Annotated in this window: 12 protein-coding genes; 8 read left to right on the top strand and 4 right to left on the bottom strand. The window is 54.1% G+C overall.

The features are described 5' to 3' along the window. The first annotated feature begins 64 nt into the window (after positions 1-64). The 3 genes from A3841_RS19315 (at position 65) to lhgO (ending at position 3,534) form a co-directional block, all read left to right on the top strand. Positions 65-844, top strand: coding sequence for a nucleotidyltransferase family protein (locus A3841_RS19315; RefSeq protein WP_206073116.1), 780 nt, complete (start codon positions 65-67; stop codon positions 842-844). A gap of 16 nt (positions 845-860) precedes the next feature. Continuing rightward, positions 861-2,078: a glycosyltransferase family 4 protein gene (locus A3841_RS19310; protein ID WP_073855035.1), complete on the top strand. Its 1,218-nt coding sequence runs from the start codon at positions 861-863 to the stop codon at positions 2,076-2,078. Between the two features lie 232 nt (positions 2,079-2,310). Beyond that, a complete protein-coding gene (gene lhgO / locus A3841_RS19305; protein ID WP_073855033.1) occupies positions 2,311-3,534 on the top strand; it encodes an L-2-hydroxyglutarate oxidase in 1,224 nt (407 codons plus the stop codon). 106 nt (positions 3,535-3,640) lie between these two features. Here the strand turns inward: lhgO and A3841_RS19300 are convergent, their stop codons facing one another. From A3841_RS19300 to A3841_RS19290, 3 genes are read right to left on the bottom strand one after another with little or no spacing between them, the layout of a single operon-like run. Next, positions 3,641-4,876 (bottom strand): glycosyltransferase family 61 protein, encoded by a 1,236-nt coding sequence (locus A3841_RS19300; RefSeq protein ID WP_073855031.1) that lies wholly within the window; start codon positions 4,874-4,876, stop codon positions 3,641-3,643. A gap of 39 nt (positions 4,877-4,915) precedes the next feature. After that, positions 4,916-6,052 (bottom strand): alginate O-acetyltransferase AlgX-related protein, encoded by a 1,137-nt coding sequence (locus A3841_RS19295; protein WP_073855029.1) that lies wholly within the window; start codon positions 6,050-6,052, stop codon positions 4,916-4,918. A 6-nt stretch (positions 6,053-6,058) separates the two neighbouring features. Continuing rightward, positions 6,059-7,528: an MBOAT family O-acyltransferase gene (locus A3841_RS19290; RefSeq protein WP_073855027.1), complete on the bottom strand. Its 1,470-nt coding sequence runs from the start codon at positions 7,526-7,528 to the stop codon at positions 6,059-6,061. A gap of 366 nt (positions 7,529-7,894) precedes the next feature. Between A3841_RS19290 and A3841_RS19285 the strand changes: the two genes are divergently transcribed. From A3841_RS19285 to A3841_RS19265, 5 genes are all read left to right on the top strand, one after another. Next, positions 7,895-11,563: an Ig-like domain-containing protein gene (locus tag A3841_RS19285; RefSeq protein WP_073855025.1), complete on the top strand. Its 3,669-nt coding sequence runs from the start codon at positions 7,895-7,897 to the stop codon at positions 11,561-11,563. Between the two features lie 6 nt (positions 11,564-11,569). Beyond that, a complete protein-coding gene (locus A3841_RS19280) occupies positions 11,570-12,580 on the top strand; it encodes a PorP/SprF family type IX secretion system membrane protein (RefSeq protein ID WP_073855023.1) in 1,011 nt (336 codons plus the stop codon). A 453-nt stretch (positions 12,581-13,033) separates the two neighbouring features. Continuing rightward, entirely contained in the window at positions 13,034-14,488 is a 1,455-nt protein-coding gene (locus A3841_RS19275) for an SGNH/GDSL hydrolase family protein (protein WP_206073115.1), read from the top strand. A gap of 198 nt (positions 14,489-14,686) precedes the next feature. Next, on the top strand, positions 14,687-16,978 hold the full coding sequence (locus A3841_RS19270) for a LamG-like jellyroll fold domain-containing protein (RefSeq protein ID WP_083610450.1): 2,292 nt from the start codon (positions 14,687-14,689) through the stop codon (positions 16,976-16,978). 299 nt (positions 16,979-17,277) lie between these two features. Continuing rightward, complete coding sequence (locus A3841_RS19265; RefSeq protein ID WP_073855017.1) at positions 17,278-20,733, top strand: PQQ-dependent sugar dehydrogenase; 3,456 nt, start codon at positions 17,278-17,280, stop codon at positions 20,731-20,733. Positions 20,734-20,814: 81 nt separating this feature from the next. Here the strand turns inward: A3841_RS19265 and A3841_RS19260 are convergent. Next, positions 20,815-21,789 (bottom strand): PA14 domain-containing protein (locus tag A3841_RS19260; protein WP_139308023.1); only part of this gene is annotated, 975 nt, incomplete at its 5' end.

Here is a 21,789-nt window from a genome sequence, read left to right as displayed (position 1 = left end):
ATACTTTTAAACCAAACCATTTGCCGCGCATCGCAGACCACAGGGGGCGGTGCGCGGTTTTTGTATGATGAAGGCATCTGATGTAGTTGGACTGATACCCGCCGCTGGCCTGGGCTCCCGGCTCTCGCCGCTGCCGTGCAGCAAAGAGCTGTTTCCGGTGGGGTTTGCGCCGCACCCGGAGCACGGCGAACCGCACCCCAAAGCCGTATCGCAGTACCTGCTGGAGCACATGCAGCGCGCCGGTGCCGGACAGGTATACGTTATACTTCGCAAAGGCAAGTGGGACATCCCCGACTACTTCGGCGACGGCAGCCAGCTGGGGCTGCAACTGGCTTACCTCATTATGCAGAAACCCTATGGTAGTCCCTTTTCCCTGGACCAGGCCTATACTTTTGTGCGGGGGCAGCGGGTGGTGTTCGGTTTCCCGGACATCCTTTTTGAGCCGGAGGATGCCTTTGAGCAGCTGTTGCAAAGGCAGGAGCAAACCGGTGCCGACGTGGTGCTGGGATGTTTTAAAGTGCCGCATCCGCACAAATGGGACATGGTGGAAGTAGGAGAAGGCGGAGAGGTGAAAAACATACTTCATAAGCCCGCTGTTTCAAACCTAACCTATGGCTGGGCCATTGCCAGCTGGGGACCGCGCTTCACGGAGTTCATGCACCAGCACCTGCAGCAGGTAGAGGAGCAATTCCATACTTCCGGCAAAGAGCTGAGCGTGGGGGAGGTGGTGCAGGCGGCCATACTTAAGGGGCTGAGGGTGCAAGGCGTATACTTCGACACAGGCAACTGCCTGGATGTAGGCACCCCGGAAGACCTTCTAAAAGCCATTCATACTTTATCCTGACAATCGTTCATACTTCATGCGCATACTTTTAGTTCATAACCACTACAAGCAGACGGGGGGCGAAGACACAGTCTTTTTTGCGGAAGCCGCACTGCTGGAGGAATACGGGCACATAGTAGAAAAGCTGACCTTCTCCAACAATGACGTGAACAGCCTCACAGAGAAGCTGCAGGCAGCCCTGGGCATTGTGTATAATCCAAAAGGCGCTCGGGCTGTGGAAGAAAAGATAAAGGAGTTCCGGCCTGACGTGGTGCATGTGCACAATTTCTTTCCGCTGGTGTCGCCGGCGGTTTTTTATGTGTGCCGGAAACTAAAGGTGCCGGTGGTGATGACGCTGCACAACTACCGCCTCATTTGCCCCAGTTCCTACCTACATTACCACGGCAAGCTGCACATGGAGAACGTACACAAGGTTTTTCCGCTGCCGGCCATCTGGGACAGGGCCTACCGCGACTCCCGCTTCCAGACAGCTTCTGTCGTACTAACCTCCGGGGTGCACAAGCTCCTGGGTACCTGGCGCAATCAGGTAGACTTGTTTATCACCCTAACCCCCGGCGCTGCCAGGCTATTTCAGAACTCCTCCTTAAATCCCCGCCCGGAGCAACTGGTGGTGAAGCCAAACTTTACGGCAGACCTGGGCCTCGGCAAACAGAAACGTGAGGCATATTTCCTGTTTGTGGGCCGGCTGTCGCCTGAAAAAGGACTGGAAACCCTGCTAAAAGCCCATGCACAGCACCCGTTTAAACTGAAGGTAGTAGGGGATGGGCCACTCAGAAGTATGGTGGAGGCGCACGCGGCCAGTTACCCGTCCCTGGAGTATTTAGGTTACCAGCAGCGGGGAAGAGTAGTGGAGGAACTGAAGTCGGCCAGGGGATTGATTTTTCCGTCGGAGTGGCCGGAGATGTTCGGGATGTCCATTATCGAGAGCTTTTCCACGGGAACACCTGTGATTGCCTCTAAAATAGGAGGCGGAGAGTACCTGGTGCAGCACCAGCAAAATGGGCTGCATTACAGACCAGGCAGTGCCGAGGAGTTGGTGAGAAGCGTAAAGACCATGGAGCAATTGCCCGAAATGGTGTATAACCTGGGTAAAAACGCGCGCATGAGCTACGAGCAACTTTATACGCCGGAAGCGAATTATCATACTTTGATTTCCATTTATGAAACGGCCAGGCGCCCTCAGAACCAAAAAATCGCCACACTTGAAACGTTGCAGGCGCTTCCGAATCTCTAACCAGGCCTTTAGCGCCTGTGTTTTAGCAGCAAAAAGCGTTAGTATATTCCGATAGCACCATATGAGCCACTTATGATATTCAAACAACAAGGGCAATTCAATTAAAAAAACTCAATATGTAGCAGACACTATATAGGATCTGCCGTATAAGCTAGCATATTTTATGGGCAAGTTTTGTTTGCCTGAATAAGATAAAGCGACAAGAAAAGTATAAAGATAAAGTAACAACAGTATGTCAATAAAAAAATACGATACCATCGTTATCGGAGCAGGTTTGGTAGGGCTTTCCGTAGCTTATCACCTGAAGCTCAAAAACCCGGATAGCAAAGTACTGCTGATTGAGAAAGAGAATGGTGTAGCCAAGCATCAGTCAGGCAACAACAGTGGCGTGATTCACAGCGGCATTTACTACGCTCCGGGCAGCCTCAAGGCTAAAAACTGTATAGCCGGATATAACTCCCTGCTAGCATTTGCTGAGGAACACAACATCCCCTACGAGCTCTGCGGGAAAATTATAGTTGCCACTACGCCGGCAGAGGTTGTTAAGCTCAGGGAAATCCATGAGAGAGGCATTCAAAACGGCCTAACGAACCTCAGGGAGCTGACCTCGCTGCAGGAGATACAGGAAATTGAGCCGCATTGCACCGGTATCCGGGGCATTCACGTGCCGCAGACGGGCATTATCGATTACCCGAAGATGGCCGAGACGCTGCTGGATCTATACCAGAATAAGTATGGGGGCGAGGCCGTTTTTGGCGAAAAGGTGATCAATATTCATTCGCAGAACAGCACCGTGCATGTGGAGACGGATAAGCACATGTATGCGGCTGACAACATGGTGAGCTGCGCCGGCTTGTTTTCAGACAGGGTGGCCAGTATGACGGAGAAAGAAAATGACCTGCGCATCATTCCCTTCCGAGGGGAGTACTATAAGCTGAGCAAGGAGAAAGAGCACCTGGTGAAAACGCTCATATACCCCGTGCCTGATCCAAGCTTCCCATTCCTGGGCGTTCATTTTACCCGCATGATACAAGGCGGTGTGGAAGCCGGCCCGAACGCCGTGCTTGCTTTTAAGCGGGAAGGGTACAAATTCCAGGACCTCAACCTGGGGGATATGAAGGATACCCTAAGCTGGCCCGGCTTCTGGAAGATCGTTGCCAAGTATGGCCAGACCGGGATGGGCGAGATGTACAGGTCTTTGTCCAAAGCGGCCTTTACGAAAGCGCTGCAAAAGCTGATACCGGAAGTGCAGGAGAGCGACCTGGTGCCAGGCGGTGCGGGCGTAAGGGCACAGGCCTGCGACAGAAACGGAAAACTGATCGATGATTTTAACATCTTGAAGAGTGCCAACATCGTGCACGTTCGCAATGCGCCGTCACCGGCAGCCACCTCCTCCCTGGCTATAGGCAACTACATTGTGAGCGAACTGATTGGCGAGAAAACCGCTGTGTTGTAGCAGTCACTGCTTTTTAAACCGAAAACGCCCCGGGCTTCATACTTACTCTAAAGTATAAAGCCCGGGGCGTTTTCGATTAATCTGTTTTATACTTTCCTTTAGAAGTTCAGGCGATTTTATACTCTTTGCCAACGTTTGAGTGCATCCGCTCCAGTATCTCCACCACTTTTTCTATTTCTACCACCAGGTGCTCGCGCTGCCCCTGATCGGCGTTGCGCACGCGCTTGTTGCCCTGGCAGATGATGTAGTCGTAGTCCAGGTCAATCTTGGTGGCGATATCGTAGAAGGGCTCAATCACAAAGCCCTCGTTAAAGATCTCGATCATCTTGGTGCCCGGCTTGCAGAAGAACATGCTGATCAGGCCCGCACCGGTGGCGCCCAGCACCACCTTGGCCCTGGAGAACAGTCGGATCTTTTCCTTTATACTTAACTCGCTCGAAACGATGCTCTTGAAACCGTAGGGCTTCAGCGCCTCCAGCAACTCCTGCTCGTTCAGCACGTTGCGTATCTTGGAGTCGGAGCGGCTGATGTACAGGTAGGGCGTTTCCGGAACGATCGTATCGGTTTCTTCCTCGGCGTACGGCAGGAAGGCCTCCTGCAGGTAATCGCAAAGCCACTTGGGAACGAGGGTATGATTGCCGCGCGGAGCCGTGGAGGCAATGATGCAGTCGGCGGCGATGTGCGGAAACTTGCCGCCCTCAATGATCTTGTCCTGCGGGATGCCCAGCAGCTCCAGCGTTTCACGCTGGAAGTCGTAGCGGGTGCTGGGCACGTAAAACCAGTCCACCTTGTCGTAAAGGCCGCTTTCGCGCAGCAGGTGCAGGCGTGGCAGCACATCCAGGAACCAGTGCCCGATGTTGTTTAGCCCGGCGCCCCCGGTGAGCAGCGAGAACACGGTGCCGTTATACTTTACAGGCGCGTTGAAGTAACGCTGCTCAAAAATATTGTTCAGGTTCGGCTCCGATACCTTGCCGCCGCTCAGGCTCAAAGATACGTTCTCCACCAAGCGGTTATACTGCGACACCACCGCCACGCTGCTCTCGTTGTCGGTATAGATGCGGCCGTTAGGCACCTCCACCACCATGTAGTCCGTCTGTACCTTCCTCTTGGGCTTCCAGTACTCCGAGCAGGCATCGTAGAGGTTCTCAGAAATAAGGAGCTCGGTGGTAAGGGCGGGGTAGATAGGGTGGACCCTGATCTCGCGCGGGTTATTAGCTGTTAACTGCTCCAGGTTGATGCGACACACATCGCCAGGGCGATAGTGGGTGTTGTGCGGCACGTATCGTCCCAGGATCTTTTTAAATCTCTTTGTGCCCTTTGTATAGTAAGCTTTAAGTTTCATGGGTATAGGTAGGGTTATTCGTATAAAATCCGTTTCTGGTCAATCTTCTTTCTGGTTAACCAATAATCGTTCGTCCTTTTCGGACGGAGTTTCCTGCAGTTGTGCCACCGTGGAATGGCGGGTTAGCAGTTGCGCAGCTACTTTTACGGCTACTTCGTTCCAATGGGCATCATCCACGGGGTAAAGTTGCACCTGCTGCTGATACAGTTCCCTGAAGGCAGGTTGTACGTCCACAAACTCCACGCCACGATCGCTTAGCCGGCTTAACAGCCGGGGCAGAAAGGTGGCTTCCTTCTGGCTGGGCAAAAGCTGGTAGTATATATTCTCCTTGTTGGGGATGGGCAGGAAAACGAAGTGTATGCCCCGCTCCTGCAGCGCATCGTGGTAGCCCTGCAGCACATCGGCCAGGTAATCCAGCTCCTCGTCCGAGAAGTCGCGGTTGGCGTGCTCGCCCTCCATAAAGAACTCGTTGTTGTAGCTGATGTACTCCTTTTTGCCAAGCGCGCGGTCTATCTCGGCGAGCGTGCGGCGGTACAGCGCCAGCTTGGAGATGCGATCGGCGGAGACAGCCAGGGAGGTGAGGAAAGGGGAGGAGTTGATCAGGTTGCCCGTATGGTTCCTGATCCTGGAACCAAGGCCATTGTCGCCCACGGGGGGCAGCTCAGGAATGCGGCGCTCGATGCTCGACACGATCACCAGCTGGGGCGGGTTCTCCAGGAAGCGGTCGGTGGCCAGGAAGCGGTTTATGGTGGCCGGTGCGAAGGAGTATACATCGCGGCCCAACTGCCGCTCCAGCACCTCGGCCAGCGTCTCTTCCTGCGATAGCTTGGCCCCGGTGATGTTGGAGTCGCCGATCAGGAGCACGTCGTTTTTGGTGTCGCGGTTGCGGTAGCCATACTGATCGGTGTACCACTCCACCTGGCGCTTCTGCGCAAAGGGCGTGCGCGGGGCCAGCTCGCCCTCTTCCTCCATCTGCATGTGCACATTCGGGTAAAAAGGGCCCGACATCACGCGCATGGAGTTCACGGAAATGGTTTCCCAGATACGGAACGTGAAGAAGTTCATGGGCAGCACAAACACCTCTATCAACGGCCAAAGTATAAACGGCAGGGCCAGCAGGGCAAGTTTGCTCAGCAGCCTTTTCACACCTTTGTCGACTTTTACGTTGCGTGCCATACTTCCTTAAAACTGAAAATAGATAAACTCCTGGTTCCCGAACTGCCCGAAGAGCAACACGGCAATGATGGCTGTATAGTAGATGCCCCAGCGCACCCAGGCCGGCCGCTGCATGATGAGCTGCGAAACGCTGCCGTTGCGCTGTATCAGGTGCACCGTCTCCATGACAGTGATGGCGACAACCGACACGGCGAAGACCTTAAAGCCCTGGTCCATGAAGACGTCGTGGCTCCAGTCGAGGGCGAAGACTTGCGCCGGGTTGGTGAGCACCGAAAAGCTTTGGCCCACGATGTAAAAGGCATCGGTTATGCTATTGGCCCGGAAGAAGATCCAGCTGAAGCACACGAGGAAGAATACGGTGAATACCTGCACCCATTTGTATACTTGCGGGTTGCTGGTCAGGCCCATACGTTGCGCGATCACGTTGCGCTTTTCCTTCGTCACCATGCCAAACACCTGGTACATCCCGTGCAGCGCGCCCCATACGATAAAGGTCCAGTTAGCCCCGTGCCAAAGCCCGCTCACCAGGAACACGATGAACAGGTTGTAGTACCAACGCCACTTCACCACGCGGTTGCCGCCCAGCGGGATGTAGAGGTAATCGCGGAACCAGGTGGAGAGGGAGATGTGCCAGCGACTCCAGAATTCAGGAATGGATTTGGCAAAGTAGGGGCTGCGGAAGTTCTCCATGAGCCTAAAGCCCATCACCTGCGCCGCCCCGATGGCAATGTCGGAGTAGCCCGAGAAGTCGCAGTAGATCTGGAAGGCAAAGAACACCGTGGCGATGATGTGCGAGACACCGTCATGCTCGGTCGGGTTGTTGTAGACCTGGTTCACCATCAGGGCCAGGTTATCGGCAATCACAATCTTTTTAAAGAAACCCCAGGCCATGCGGCGAAGGCCGGCCACGGCGCGGGGGTAGCTGAACGCATGGTATTGGCGCAACTGCCCCAGCAGGTTGCCCGCGCGCTCTATCGGGCCGGCCACCAGCTGCGGGAAAAAGGTAACGAACAGCGCGAAGATACCCAGGTGCCGCTCCGGTTTGATGCGCCCGTTGTACACATCAATTGAGTAGCTCATGGTCTGGAACGTATAGAAGGAGATGCCCATGGGCAGCAGCAGCTCAAAGGCCGGCATGGCATAGGGCACGTTGAGGGCAAGGGCTATGTCGCGGGCGCTCTCGTTAAAGAAGTTGTAGTATTTGAAGAGGCCCAGTATGCCCAGGTTCGTGCAGAGGCTCAGCCAGAGCCAGGGCCTGCGCTTTGCCTTTTCCTCGTGGCGGCCCATCATCAGACTGCAGCCATAGTCTATCAGGGTGGAGAAGACAAGTATAAGGGCATAGGCCGGCTTCCACGACATGTAAAAGTAGTAACTGGCAAGCAGCAGGATGAGCCATCGGTGCCTGAAGGGCGTCAGGAAGTATAGGGTAAGGACTACCGGGAAGAATATGAAGAATTCTGTAGAGTTAAACAGCATACTTTCTCCAGGTTGTAAGGGTGTTTGTCGCTGGTAGTATCAAAAGTTCACTTACTTCAGGCACTGGTACGGGGGGTCGGTTAAACAAAGGCTCAGAGAGAGCCCTTCTGTGATATTATATAGAAGTTGCACTAAAAAGTTGTGCATTTCAGCATATATTTTTCTTAATACTTTAAAATAGGCATGTAGACATTGTTTCAGGAGCAGTCAAAGTACTTTTTTACGATGTCGTGCAAGTGGGGTTTATCCTGGCGGGAAATAAAAAATTATACTTTTGATAAGAGTGGCCAAGGTATTTGGCAACCATGGTATAGGATTGACGTTATATAGGGAGTTCAATTGAGAGCTTAACCGCACCCTTACTATATGCCCTTATACTTTTACTTCAGACAGCGGCTTGCCTGGTTGCTGCCAATTATCTGTATAGCAGGCTTTTGCCATAAGTCCCTGGCCGCAACGGCGGCTGTTGAAACCCCTGCTTCCCTTTCCGCCCCAAGCGTAAGCGCCAGACCCTCGCTGGTAGGAGCCATCACGGTGACCTGGACAAAAGTTGACGGTGCCACGGGCTATGTGCTGGAAAAATCAGCTACCGGGGAGGCTGCCAGCTTTACCCCACTCAAGACCCTGGGCGCCGCAGAAACCTCCTTCCGCGATACGGAGCTGTACTACAGCCAAAAAGTATTTTACCGGGTGAAGGCAACGGGCAGCGGGGCCACGCCCTACAGCAATACTGCCAGCGCCACTACCCACGCCAAAGACAAAAAGTATAGCATCATGCCGCTCGGCGACTCCAATACAGAAGGAGGGGGCAGTAAGGTGCCCGCTGACCGGAAAGCAGCCTATCGTGCCCGACTGGAACAACTGCTTAACGGCTCCGCCTCCAAAGGCCTCTACGATTTTGTGGGCAGCCAGAAAACAGGTGGCGCCCTGATGTCCGACAGCGATCATGCGGGATTTGGCGGGGCAAGAGACGAGGATATCGCCCTGCTTCTGCGGGATGGCCGGTTTGAGTTCTACGATACCGGCGAGTACCTCGGCCCCGGTGGCGGACCTTACCTGGACAAGTATAACCCTGATATTATTCTGCTGCACATCGGCACCAACTGGGTGAGCGGCAGCGCAACGGCCATGGACGATGTGCGGGACATTCTGGATGAGGTGGACAAGTATGAAAGCCGCGCCAATAAAGAGGTGACGGTCATTGTGGCCAGGATCATCAGGCGCGTTTGCTATACCGGCTCCGACGGAACCAACCACTGCCCGACACCTAAGGAGGCAGAGAATACCATCAAGTATAATAACATGCTGGAAGCCTATGTGAAGGAGCGTATTTCCGCAGGCGATAGGCTTCACTTGGTGGATATGCAGGACGGCGCCGGCCTGGTGTACAAGTATGTAGCGGACGGAGGGGATATGGACGATCATCTTCACCCCACCCAGAAAGGCTACGATAAAATGGCCCCTGTCTGGTTTAAGGCGCTGGACCCGCTGCTGAACCGTGCGCTAAAGCCGACTGACACCGTAGCCCCGGAAACCACCATCGCCTCCAAGCCTGGGGAGCTTTCCAACAGCAGCACGGCTAAATTCGGGTTCAGCAGCAACGAGAGCGGCGTAACCTACCAGGTAAGTATAAACGGAGGCGATTTCACCACCGTGGCCACTCCGTATACTGTAAACAGCCTGACCGACGGAAAGCATACCCTTCAGGTGAGAGCCGTAGACGCCGCCGGAAACATAGACGCCACGCCCGCCAGCTATTCCTGGACCATCGATACCAAGGCACCCGCTGCACCTGTAGTGGCTGCCCCCGAGGAAGGTAAAGTGCTGAGCAACAACAAACCAAGTATAAGCGGCACGGCAGAGGCAGGCAGCACGGTAAGTATCGTTAGCGGCACCACCAAAGTTGGGACCGTTACTGCGGGGAAAGACGGCAAGTGGAGCTTTGTGCCCGCCACTGCCCTGGCAGAGGGGGCGCAGCAGCTTTCGGCCACAGCCACGGACGCCGCCGGCAACACCAGCAAACCCAGCACCACCAGGAACATCACCATCGATACCAAAGCCCCGGAAACCACCATCACCGCACATCCGGGCGCGGCGAGCAACAGTTCCGAGGCGAAGTTCAGCTTTAGCAGCAGCGAGAAAAATGTGACGTATGAAGTAAGCCTGGACGGAGGAGCATACCAAGAAACCGGCAACAGCTACACCGTCCCGGACTTAGCAGAGGGAAAACACACGCTGGCCGTGCGTGCCCGGGACGCCGCCGGCAACACCGATCCAAATCCGGCCACCCATACCTGGGAAATAGACACCAAGGCCCCGGAGGCACCCATTCTTGCAGGCATTACAGAAGACCGTGGCCCTGCGGGGGATGACCAGATCACGGCGGATAATACTATAAAATTGAATGGGAAGGCTGAGGCCGGGGCAGTAGTGACGGTGCTGGAGCAGGGCAAGGTGCTGGGCAAGGCAACAGCCAAAAACGACGGCACCTGGGAGTACAGCCACGAAAGCACCGCCCTGCAGCAGGGGAAGTATACGTTCACCGCCACCGCCACCGACGCCGCCGGCAACACCAGCGAGCCCAGCAAAGCCTTTGCCGTAACCATAGACCTGACCGCGCCGAAAGCCACAATCACGAGCCAAAGCGGCGCCAGGGTAAATGCGCCATTTGCTGTAAGTATAACTTTTACAGAGGAGGTGTATGGTTTGGAAGCATCGGACTTTGCATTGGTTAACGCGAAACTGGAGGACTTCAAATCCACGGACAAGGCAACGTACACCGCCACCGTTGTGCCAGTCGCAGATGGAGCAGTGCGTATCAGCTTGCCTGCCGGAAAGGTAACAGACCTGGCGGGTAATCCGAATACAGCCTCCAACGCCCTGGAGACCACCTTTGATGCCTCCGCACCGGAAGGCTATGCTGTGAAGTTCGGTACAGAAAAAGTGGACGTGAACAACCAGGTAAGTATAAACCTGGATGTGAGCGGAGCGGAGAAAGGCGCCACCTATTTTTATACTATAAGCAGCAGCAATGGCGGCGATGAGGTATCAGGCACGGCTGGAGTATCGGCAGCATCGTTTCAGATCAAAAACCTGAACCTGACCGGCCTGTCCGATGGCACTCTGACCGCTACGTTATACTTAGTGGATGAAATCGGAAACCGTGGAAAGGAAGTGACGGCGCAGGTAGAGAAACTCACCAAAGACATCACCAAAGTGCACCACCCAGCCGACGTCACGGTAAAGTTCAAAACCGGGTTCGACGCCATCGGCTTGCCGGATAAAGTAAAAGTGAGCTATACTTATGGCGATGATGAGGAACTGCAGGTGGCGTGGGCACAGGGCGACTACAACAGCGAGGTGCCGGGCAGTTACGTGATTATTGGGCAGTTGGAGTTGAACGAGAACACCAGCAATAGCAAACAGATGACCGCCCGTGTAACCGTGGTGGTGGCGCCGAACCAGCCACCAACCGGCCTCACCCTCAGCACAGATACCTTCAGTCCCGATATTGATTCGGATACGATGATCGGTATTTTCTCCACTACCGACCCTGATGACGAAGAATTTACCTACACGTTGGCAAGCGGGCAGGGCGATGAGAACAACAGCCTTTTTGGGCTCCGAAACAACAACGAGCTGTACCTGAAATCCAACAAAGGGCTTTCGGGGAAGTCCACCTTTAACATCCGCGTGCGCAGCACCGATCCCTACGACAACGTGATCGAGAAAGCCTTTACTCTCACCAAATCGCTCTATAACCCGGAGGGAGGCATTGAACTGGTAAACGCCTTTTCCCCGGACGGGGACAACATAAACGACACTTGGCTGGTGCCGGAACTGCGCTACTACAACAGCGTGGAGGTGCAGGTGTTCGATCGCTCGGGCGTGCTCCTGTTCCATACTTCAGATCCTGAAAAAGGCTGGGACGGCAGAGGGAAAGATGGCCGCGTGGTGGCCGGCTCATACTTCTACGTCATCCAGGTAAAGGATATCAACCTGGTGCAGAAAGGGGTTTTAACTGTACTTAACTAGCAGCAGATGACAAGATTTATACTTTGGGTTTGCCTGGTGATGATCGTTGGCGGGGCACAGGCCCAGAACAGAAAGCAACTGGCGAACTTCTCCCAATACAAGCACTACTATAACCCTTCGCTTACCGGCCACGAGGGCGCCGTGCTCAGAAGCGCGTACCGCAACCAGTGGACGGGCTTCGAGGACGCCCCCAAAACCATCCTGGCCTCGGCGGAGCTGGACCTGCAGAAGCTTGGCAGAAGCAACAGGACCTTCTTCAGCAGCCAGTCGGCAAGCCGGGAGTCGGAGAGAGAGCTAAGCGCCCAGCACGGCCTTGGCCTCACCCTTTTTCACGATCAGTTCGGGCCGGCAAAAGAAACGCAGGCAGCGCTGAGCTACGGCGCCGGGGTGCGGTTGTCGGAGGAGTTGAGTTTGCGCTGGGGAACGGCGGTAACGTATACCTTTCATCGCCTCGATGGCAACAGCCTGACGGTGGACCAGGAAAACGACCCCCGGTTCAGCCATGTGCTGGGCGGGGAGAACCGCAGCGGCAGGGCAGACATTAACCTGGGCCTCTCGCTTACGGGAGATAACTTTTACCTGGGCTACGCAATGATGGAGGTGACGGAAGGCAAGCTAGCCTCGTCCGGAGGCGACTACCTGAACGACTTCTACGCACGCCGGCATGTGGGACAAATCGGCTACCGCCAAAGTATAACCGATGTGCTGGGCCTGACGATCAACGGCATCTACCAGCACGATAACGTAAACAAATCCACCCTGGAGGGACAGTTAAAGGCCGTGTACGACAACCTTTTCTGGGTAAGCGGCGGCTATCGCAACGACCTGGCCTATACGTTGGGAGCCGGCCTGCGCCTGAACCAACTGGCCATCGGCTATACCTATGAAACCCCCACCCAGGAGGCCAGGGCCATCGACAAAGCCACGAACGAGGTGACGCTTAGCTATCACTTATCTGCTTTAAAGCGCAGCAGTGGTAACGGAAGAAGAAGGGGTGCTGACCTGCTGATCTGGTAATCATGCACTTTTCGTCAGGATTATTTTGTGCCCCTAAATGGTAGGATTACGCGCACTTTCCAGGTAACACCCTGTATTAATAGGAGTAATCCTATTTTAATGTCATAGCTGTTGATAGTGAGCGCTGTAGATGAGAAACTAAATAATTGCTATAGAAGTATATAGGTTTTCTTTGAAATGATTTAAGTAAGCCTTCCCCCTATAATGTTACTACTTCCGTTTCTCCTGTGCCTTTTCCTTGCAGTTACTAGCCTCACACAGCAATCGCTTGCTGGCTCTGAAATCAGCAGCCCTGTGCCTGACCAACCCCAGGGTGTGTTGGCACGCGCCTCCCTGGTTAGGGCGATTGCCATTAGGTGGCTTCCTGTAGCAGGTGCCGGAGGCTATGTTCTTGAGAGATCAGACACAGGGAGTGCGGACAGTTTTACACTGCTGGCGCGAGTGGCAGGGGATGTGAGCTCTTACAGGGATACGGACCTGGGGCTGAGCAGGACTTACTATTACAGGGTAAAAGCCACTGCTGGAGAAGCTGAGTCGGCGTACAGCCTGACGGTAAGCGCGACAACCAACCCGGATGAAATTATCAGGATCATGCCTTTGGGGGATTCAAACACAGATGGTGGGGCAGGCTCTGTGGCCCAGGTGGATCGTATTGGCTACAGAAAAGAGCTCTACCGGGGGCTACAAGAGCAGGAAGGGTATAAGATAGATTTGGTGGGCAGTGAGCGGTCTGGTGAAAGCCATCAAGCAGAGGGCGGCATGGTGTACGACCTCGACCATGCCGGCTTCGGGGGCTTCCGCAACCGGGACCTGGTCGAAATCATTGAGCGAGGGTTTGCCAACCGTTCGTACGATGGTGTGCGGTTCGGCTTGGAGAAGGAGGAAAATTACCTGCAGCATTTCGCCCCTGATATCATACTGCTGCACTCTGGCACCAATGACATTAGTAACGATGGGCTTGATAACTCCCAAAGTGCCATCGATGATCTGGAAAACGTGCTGTTGGCTATCGATGCTTATGAGGCAAGCTCCGGAAGAGACATAACCGTCATTCTGGCCAAAATCATCAAGAGTGTTTGTATTGAGACCTTCTGCTACAGAGGAAAGCAGTACTCCAAAAATGATATTATCGACCTCTACAACGCTAAGATGGAGGTGCTGGCAAATACCCGCAGAAGCAATGGCGATAACATTATATTGGTGGATATGGCGGAAGCAGGCATCATTTACGATTGGGTCGAAAATGACGGAGATATGGCTGATGGCCTTCACCCCACCCAAGGCGGGTACGATAAAATGGCGCAGGTGTGGCTTGATGTGTTACTATCGCCAGCTGTTCCGCTGCCTGTCGAGCTGAAAAGCTTTCATGCAGCCCTATCAGCTGGAGGTGTGCTCCTGGAGTGGGAAACCGCCTCTGAGGTAAACAATGACCGCTTTGAGGTGGAGCGGAAGCTGGAAAATGAGTCGTTTACCTTGTTAGGAGCCGTGCCCGGAGCCGGAGACAGCCAGCTGCCCCTGAAGTATACTTTTCGGGATGTCGAGTTAATGGAAGGACAGGTCTACTATCGGCTGAGGCAGGTAGATACCTACGGCACCTCTTCCTACTCCAAGGTAGTGGCGGTACACAGCAAAAGAACCACGGCACCCACTGCCCGCCTGTATCCAAACCTTGTGAATGGTTCAGAAGATTTAAATCTCACCATAGGTGGCCTTGAGGAGCATGTTCTTGTTTCGGTGGCGTTAGTGAACTCAATGGGCGAGTTCTTATCTCAGCAAACGATGCAGACAGGCAGGCAAGGTGGGGTGCGGGAAAGATTCCGGCTGCCACCTAACCTGCCTAAAGGAATGTACTTTCTTGATCTCAGGACGCCGGGCCACGTTCAGAGACTGAAACTGCTTGTGAGGTAATGAGCAGTGCTAGTTTAACCAGGTATAGTATAAAACAAACATATATTATCGGCGTACTATACTCAGGAGATACCTTAACCGCTTGGCAGGTAGTGAGATAATTCCTTAGTCCTTAAGGGATTGGGTGGTTGAGCTCCGGAATAAATTTGTACAAATCCACTGTGCTTTTTGCCGTGGACACCTGATAAGCCAATTTCCATGACATATCGCGCTAGAACGCACAGAAGCCTAAGGGGCTGGGCGCACTTTATACTTTGGTCCTTGCTTGCTTTGCTCTCAAACGGGTTTATAGCTACAACGGCTGAAGCCCAGGCTACATGCCCTGATGGGCTGGTACATCACTTCGGCTTCGACGAGACCTCTGCCGGCAACTACCAGGACTACGCTTCCGATGCCACGGCCATTTGCTCGACCTGCCCTAATCCGGAGGCGGGGCTCTTTGCCGGGGCGCAGAAGTTCACCGGCCGCAAACCCGCCCTCACCATACAAGGGCTGGAGCATTTCGAGTGGGGCCCCAACAGCAGCTTCACCATTGAGCTCTGGATGAAAGCCTCCGGCACCGCCTCCGACAACCAGGTGTTCATCGGCCGTGATGCCAAGGACAACAACATGATCTGGTGGCTGGGCATGAACACGGAGGGATACCCGCAGTTCGACCTCTTCGACAACAACCCCGACCGCAGCAAGGGGGGCTTTAGTTTGGTGGGCAGGGATATCAAGGTAAATGACAACAAATGGCACCACATTGTGGTGGTACGCGATGGCCGCCTGCGCCTGAACAAGCTGTACGTGGATGGCTACTCGGTTGGAAACTTCCAGTATGATTACACCCACAACTTCGAGAGCGGCTCCCCGGTGAACATTGGTTTCCTGGACCTGAACAACGGTTACGGCTACAATGGCCTGCTGGATGAGTTGATGGTGTACAACCGTGACCTGACGGAGAACGAGGTGCGGGCGCGCTACAACAACGGGGCCGGCAGCTACTGCGGTCCGCAGCAGGTAAAGCCGGTGATCATGTCTGAGGCCGTTACCCACGGGGTGGTGGAGCAGCAGTATACCTATGATGTCAAGGCCGTAGGCGAGGCCAAGCCCACCTTTGCGCTGGCTGAAGCCCCTGCAGGTATGACGATCAACGCCTCCACAGGCGAGATCCGCTGGATTCCCACGGCTGCGGGTAATTTTAAGGTAAGCGTTACGGCCACTAACGGCGCCGGCTCCGATCGCCAGGACTTTACCATCGCTGTAAAGCCGGGTGTGGGAGAGAAGACAGGCATGCTGCACCACTGGATGCTGCACGAAATGCGCGGGCCGACCTACCGGGATTACTACACCCCCAGCCATGCTTCCGGAGGCGATGACAACCAGCCACAGGCCGTAAGCGGGGTGGTGTCTGGCGGGCAGGCGTTTGATGGCCTTGATGATGGCCTGGACGTGGTGGAGATCAGGAACTTTAACTGGGACGCCAATGAAAGCTTTAGTATAGAACTCTGGATGCGCAGCACGGCCAGCACCGCCGGCAACCGCGTGCTGATCGGCCGGGACGCCAAAGACTCCGAGGCGCACTGGTGGCTGGGCTTGGATGGCGAAGGCCGCGCCATCTTTACTTTGCTGGACCTGGAGTGGGGTGGACCTAAGCTCAGTAACGGCAGCGGCCCCAAACTCAACGATGATAGGTGGCACCAAGTGGTTGCCGTCCGGAACGGAGGCTCGGGCCTGACGGAAGTATACGTGGACGGGGAGCGGGTGAACGCCATGACCCATACTTACACCAACGGCTTTGCCAGCAGGTCCCCGGTGAACATTGGCTACCTGAAAGATGGAGGCGGGTATTATTATGAGGGCTTACTGGATGAGGTAAAGCTTTTCGGCCGTGTACTCTCCGCCGAAGAGATCAAACAAAGGTACAATGATGTGTATGACGCCATCACCGAGGTGGTGCGCTTTGACGGGGAGTTTGTGAATGGAGCCGTGCAGCTTGCCTGGGAGACAGCCGCAGAGGCGAACCTTTCGCACTTCGAGGTAGAACGCGCGCCGGACATGGAAACTTTTGAGAAACTGGGGGACGTAGCGGCGGCCGGCAACAGTAATGTGCCACTTTCCTATACTTTCACGGATGTGGACCCACTCTCAGGCATAGGGTACTACCGGCTCAAGATCGTAAAGCTCGACGGCAAGTATACTTACTCCAACATCATCTCCATTGAGAACAAGAGCCTTTCGGCCACCTCTTTTAAAGTATACCCCAACCCCATAGAGGAAGGAGAGGTAACAGCGCAGCTCTATGGTCTGCCTGCTAGCGAGCAAGTGCAGTTCTCCGTTACCGACCTCCGTGGAAAGGTGCTGTTGCAGGAACAGCTTCAGGTCGATGATCTTGGGCAGTTGCAGGTGCAGGTGCCCATAACCTCAGCTTACAGGCCCGGCATCTACATGCTCACCGTCACCTCAAGCAAGCACATCGTAAGCCGTAAGCTGGTGGTGCGGCGATAGGTGCAGAGGCGTTTCTGTGCTTGCCATGTTGGACTATATTTTCGTACAAAATATAGAACTATAGCATTATGGCTACGTATCAAAACAGACCAACAGGCTGCTCTTAAGTCGGCGTGGCCAAAAAACTTCCGGATCGCTGGGGTCCATCTGCTGAGATGCCCTTTCAATCTATCAAACCATGTTTAAAAGCTGAATTATTTATGAGAGAACTTTACGAAGCGTGGAGACGCAAGTCTTCGCTTTTAAGGGACAAGCATGCGTGTAGCGTACTATTTCGCTATGTCTTTATTTTGTTTTTATTGACAAAACTTTTTATAAGCCCGCAACAAGTATGGGCCCAGCCTACAGGCTTTGTAGAAGAGCAGGTAGGCGGTGACTGGGACGCAGCCGTTGGGCTTGAGTTTTCTCCCGACGGCGAGCGCATGTATGTGTGGGAGAAAGCGGGCAAAGTATGGATAGTGGAAGACGGAGAAAAAAGACCGGAGCCGCTTCTGGACATTAGTGAGGAGGTAGGCAATTGGGGAGACCACGGTCTGCTGGGCTTTACCCTTGATCCTGACTTTAAAAACAACCATTATGTATACCTGCTTTATGTGGTAGACCGGCATCACCTGATGAACTACGGCAAAGGCAGTTATAATCCCTCCGCTGACGAGTACAATGATGCCACGATTGGCCGCGTGACCCGTTACAAGGTGCGCAACGACGGTTTGACCACAGATATGTCCAGTAGAAAGGTGCTGTTAGGAGAAAGCGTATCGACGGGAATACCTATCCTGTACGTATCACATGGTGTGGGCACGCTGATGTTCGGAGAAGATGGCTCTCTATTAGTATCAGTGGGGGATGGCGCAACTGCCAATGGCACAGATACTGGCTGGCACGGACAGGAAACAGATAACTTTGTGGAGCAGGGGCTTCAGGATGGCATTTTATCCGAGGTAAACAACGTCGGGGCCTTACGCGCGCAGCAGGTCCACTCCCTTAACGGTAAGATTCTTCGCATAGATCCTGCTACCGGAGACGGGCTTCCTTCCAACCCCTTTTTCGATTCCGCTAACCCACGGGCAGCGGAGTCAAGAGTCTGGGTACTTGGCTTGCGTAACCCTTTCCGCTTTACCATACGCCCGGGCACAGGCAGTGCCACTAATCCCGGAAATTTATACATTGGAGATGTAGGCTGGCAGGACTGGGAAGAGATCAACGTGGCTACAGAGCCAGGCTTGAACTTTGGCTGGCCACTGTTCGAAGGGCTTGAGAAGCAGCAGTACTACGGAAACACGGGCTGGCCTACGCCAGATATTCCCAATCCGCTGTATAATGGGAAAGATGGCTCCTGTCCTAGAGAAACCTTCTACTTCAACGAGTTGATTTACCAACCCAAGGCAACGGGAGAACCATACTTCGGCAACTACTGTGACTGGAATGTGACGATTCCTGAGGATGTACATACTTTTGTGCATACAAGACCGGCTATCGACTGGGCTAACGCAGCAGTTACGGACGATACGCCTCCGGTAGCAGCCACCCGAACAGGTACTTTTGACGGAGAGGAAGCGACCGTTGTGAACGTAGGGGAAGCCGGTTCCCCAGTAACAGGAGAGCCTTTTTATGGTAGCTCTTCTACAGGGGGTATCTGGTACACAGGTGATAACATGCCGGCTGAGTATCAGAACGTGTATTTCTTCGGGGATTATGGCGCTGGCTGGATAAAGGCGCTGGAGTTTGACAGCAACAACAAGCCTACCGCCATAAAGAACTTTATAGATGAAGGAGCCACGGTAACAGCGTTCGCCCAGCATCCTGCCACAGGTGAACTGTACTATATCAACTATGGCGCACAGATCAAGAAGCTAACCTACTACGAGGGCAACAGACCACCAAAAGCTGTTGCCGAGGCTGATAAACTATATGGCCCTAGCCCGCTTACGGTTAAGTTTACAGGCAGCAACTCAACGGACCCGGAAGGTCAGGATTTAAGCTATTCCTGGGATTTTGGCGATGGCTCTGCTAAAGTAATGGAAGCAAACCCAACCCATACCTTTACAGTTGAAGGTGTGAAAACCTATGAGGTTACGCTTACCGTAACTGACCCTGAAGGCTTGACATCGACGGCAAGTATCGCTATCACCCTGAACAACACACCTCCCGTGGTGACTATTGTGAGCCCGGCAGAAGGGCAGCAATACCCCATGAACCAGCAGACTACCTACGACCTCCGTGCGCAAGTGACGGATAGCGAAGATACGGATGAGCAGCTGACATACGAGTGGATGGTGGCGTTGCACCATAACACGCACTCGCATCCAGAACCAACCGACAGCAAGCACGAAACGACTGCCACCATTGCTGCGGTAGGCTGCGATGGTGACACCTATTTTTACAGGTTCTCCCTGAAAGTGACTGACTCCGGAGGACTTTCTGCCACAGACTATGTAGATGTTTATCCGGATTGCAGCGGCGGCATTGTAGCGGCTGTGGCTTTGGCCTCTCCCGCTAACAACGCCACTTTCGAGGAAGGCGCTCCTGTTGAGCTGACTGTTAGCTTCGCGGATGAAACGCGGGAATGGGCATCAGTTGAGTATTACAGTGGCACTAACCTGATCGCGACTGTAAATACCAGCCCTTTTAGTTACACCTGGGAAGGCGCTGAGGCGGGCACGTACAGCATAAAAGCCAAAGCCACAGACAGCGAGGGGCACTCGGCGGAGTCAGAGGCAGTTAAGCTGGTGATTGGTGACGGTGGAACTACCGGTGAGCCAACCGTTGATTTGTCAGACTGTTTGCCTGGCCTGGTGCACTATTACAGTTTTGATGCAGCAGAGGAAGGCAACTTAACAGATGCGGCCACCGCACGTTCTGCAGCCTGCCAAACCTGCCCTGAACCGGTGGAAGAAGGGCTTTTTGGAGAAGCCTTGCGCTTTAATGGCACTGATACCCGCGTAGACGTTGCAGATGTAGAGAACTTCAACTGGACTGCAACCGATAACTTTAGTATTGGTTTCTGGCTAAAAACTACTGCAAGTGATGAGGGTAACATGGTGATTGTGGGGCGGGATGCCGCTGCCACCGATGCTGGAGTGCACTGGTGGGTTGGCCTGAGCGAGAAAGGGCAGGCGATGTTCTCTCTCAAGGATGCCAACCACGCAGGTGAGGAGTTATTTCATAGCGGCCCTTTCTTAAACGACGGGGACTGGCACTACATAACGGCCGTCCGTGACGGCAGCAACAACATGAACAGGTTGTACGTGGATGGAGCGCTTATCCGGGAGGAACAAGAGCAGTACAACTATGATTTTGCAGATAGTGCACCCGTTAACATTGGCTACCTGAACCGCTCCCCTTATTTCAATTACAAGGGCGACCTGGATGAGCTGAAGGTATACAACAGAGCGCTGACATTGGAGGAAATCAAGGGAATGTATAACGGGGGCAGTGGCACCTTGTGCGGGCAATCACCGCTGGGGCTAACGGATAATAAAACCTTCGCCGGAACCTTTGATGTTTTCCCTAACCCGGCTACCCAGCAGCTGCTCAATATCGCAGTCTCGGGTCTAAAGCCAGGGGAGGTGACTACGTTATCACTGATAGACATTACCGGAAAGACCGTGCTGAGCCAGACTGTAACTGCAGGGACAGATGGAGCTGTTCGTACAGCGATTTCCACAGATGCAAGGCTTTCGAATGGGTTATACAACTTGCTGTTACTTTCTGAGGAAAGGAAGCTAAGCAGGAAAGTGATTCTGTCAAGATAATCCACTGTCGCTTTGTACTTAATAAAAAAGGGCCTGCAATGCTGCAGGCCCTTTTCTTTATTGGCTAAAAGTTGTGATGTTTTATTCTTTCACGATTTTGATGCTGTCAGACTTGCCGGCCTTGTCTGTGTACTTCAGGATATAGAGTCCGGTCTTCAGCTCAGCCAAGTCGATAGACAGTTTGTTGTTTACCAGCTCCAGCTTAGACTCCTTGTATACTGTGCGGCCAGTCTGGTCCAGCACGGTTACGTCTGCTAGCTCTACCTGCTTGTCTCCGAAGTCCAGTGTTACCACATCGCGGAACGGGTTAGGGTAAGCGGTTGTCTGGGCGAAGAATGGGTTTGAGTCAGCTACCTCGGAAACCTGCATGGCAGAGATGTTCTCGAAAGAGTCACCGAAAGGCGACAGGTTCTTGCCAGCGATCGGCATTTCCTTGGCGCCGCTCGGCAGCTGCCAGGCCACGGCCAAGTTGTCGCCGCCGGCTCCCTCCAGGTGCAGGGCCTCGATGTAGTAGCGCTTGCCAGCCTCCAGGGTCACCTTCACCGACTGCTGGGAGGCGTACTTGGTCCACTCGCGTGGGTTGGTCCAGCCGTTCACGTGGGCCAGCTGCTTCTTGGCGGCCGGGTCCTCCGAGGTGCTCAGGTAGAGTGCGGCGTGGTTGTCGCCTGCGATCCAGAAAGTATACTGGCCGCTCTCCGGCGCCGTCACGTAGCCGCGGATGCGCTGGCCGTAGTTGTCGCCCACGTTGGAGGGTGCCTCGAACAGGGTCAGCTCCTTGGTGCTGCTAGGTGCGGTGTTCACCGGGATGTCGTTTACGTTCTCGCTCTGCACGCCCTTCCAGTGCTCCAAAACAATCTTGCCAGTTGGTTTTATGGAAGTGATAATTTCAGGGGCTTTGCTTCCCATTTCAGATAGTCTGTTACCAGAAATTGGCATTTCCTTGGCGCCGCTCGGCAGCTGCCAGGCCACGGCCAAGTTGTCGCCGCCGGCTCCCTCCAGGTGCAGGGCCTCGATGTAGTAGCGCTTGCCAGCCTCCAGGGTCACCTTCACCGACTG

Origin of the sequence: Pontibacter flavimaris (assembly GCF_001907195.1) — a bacterium.
Classification (GTDB): Bacteria; Bacteroidota; Bacteroidia; order Cytophagales; family Hymenobacteraceae; genus Pontibacter; species Pontibacter flavimaris.
Note: the sequence above shows the minus strand (reverse complement) of the source record. Positions and strands in the feature narration are given on the sequence as shown.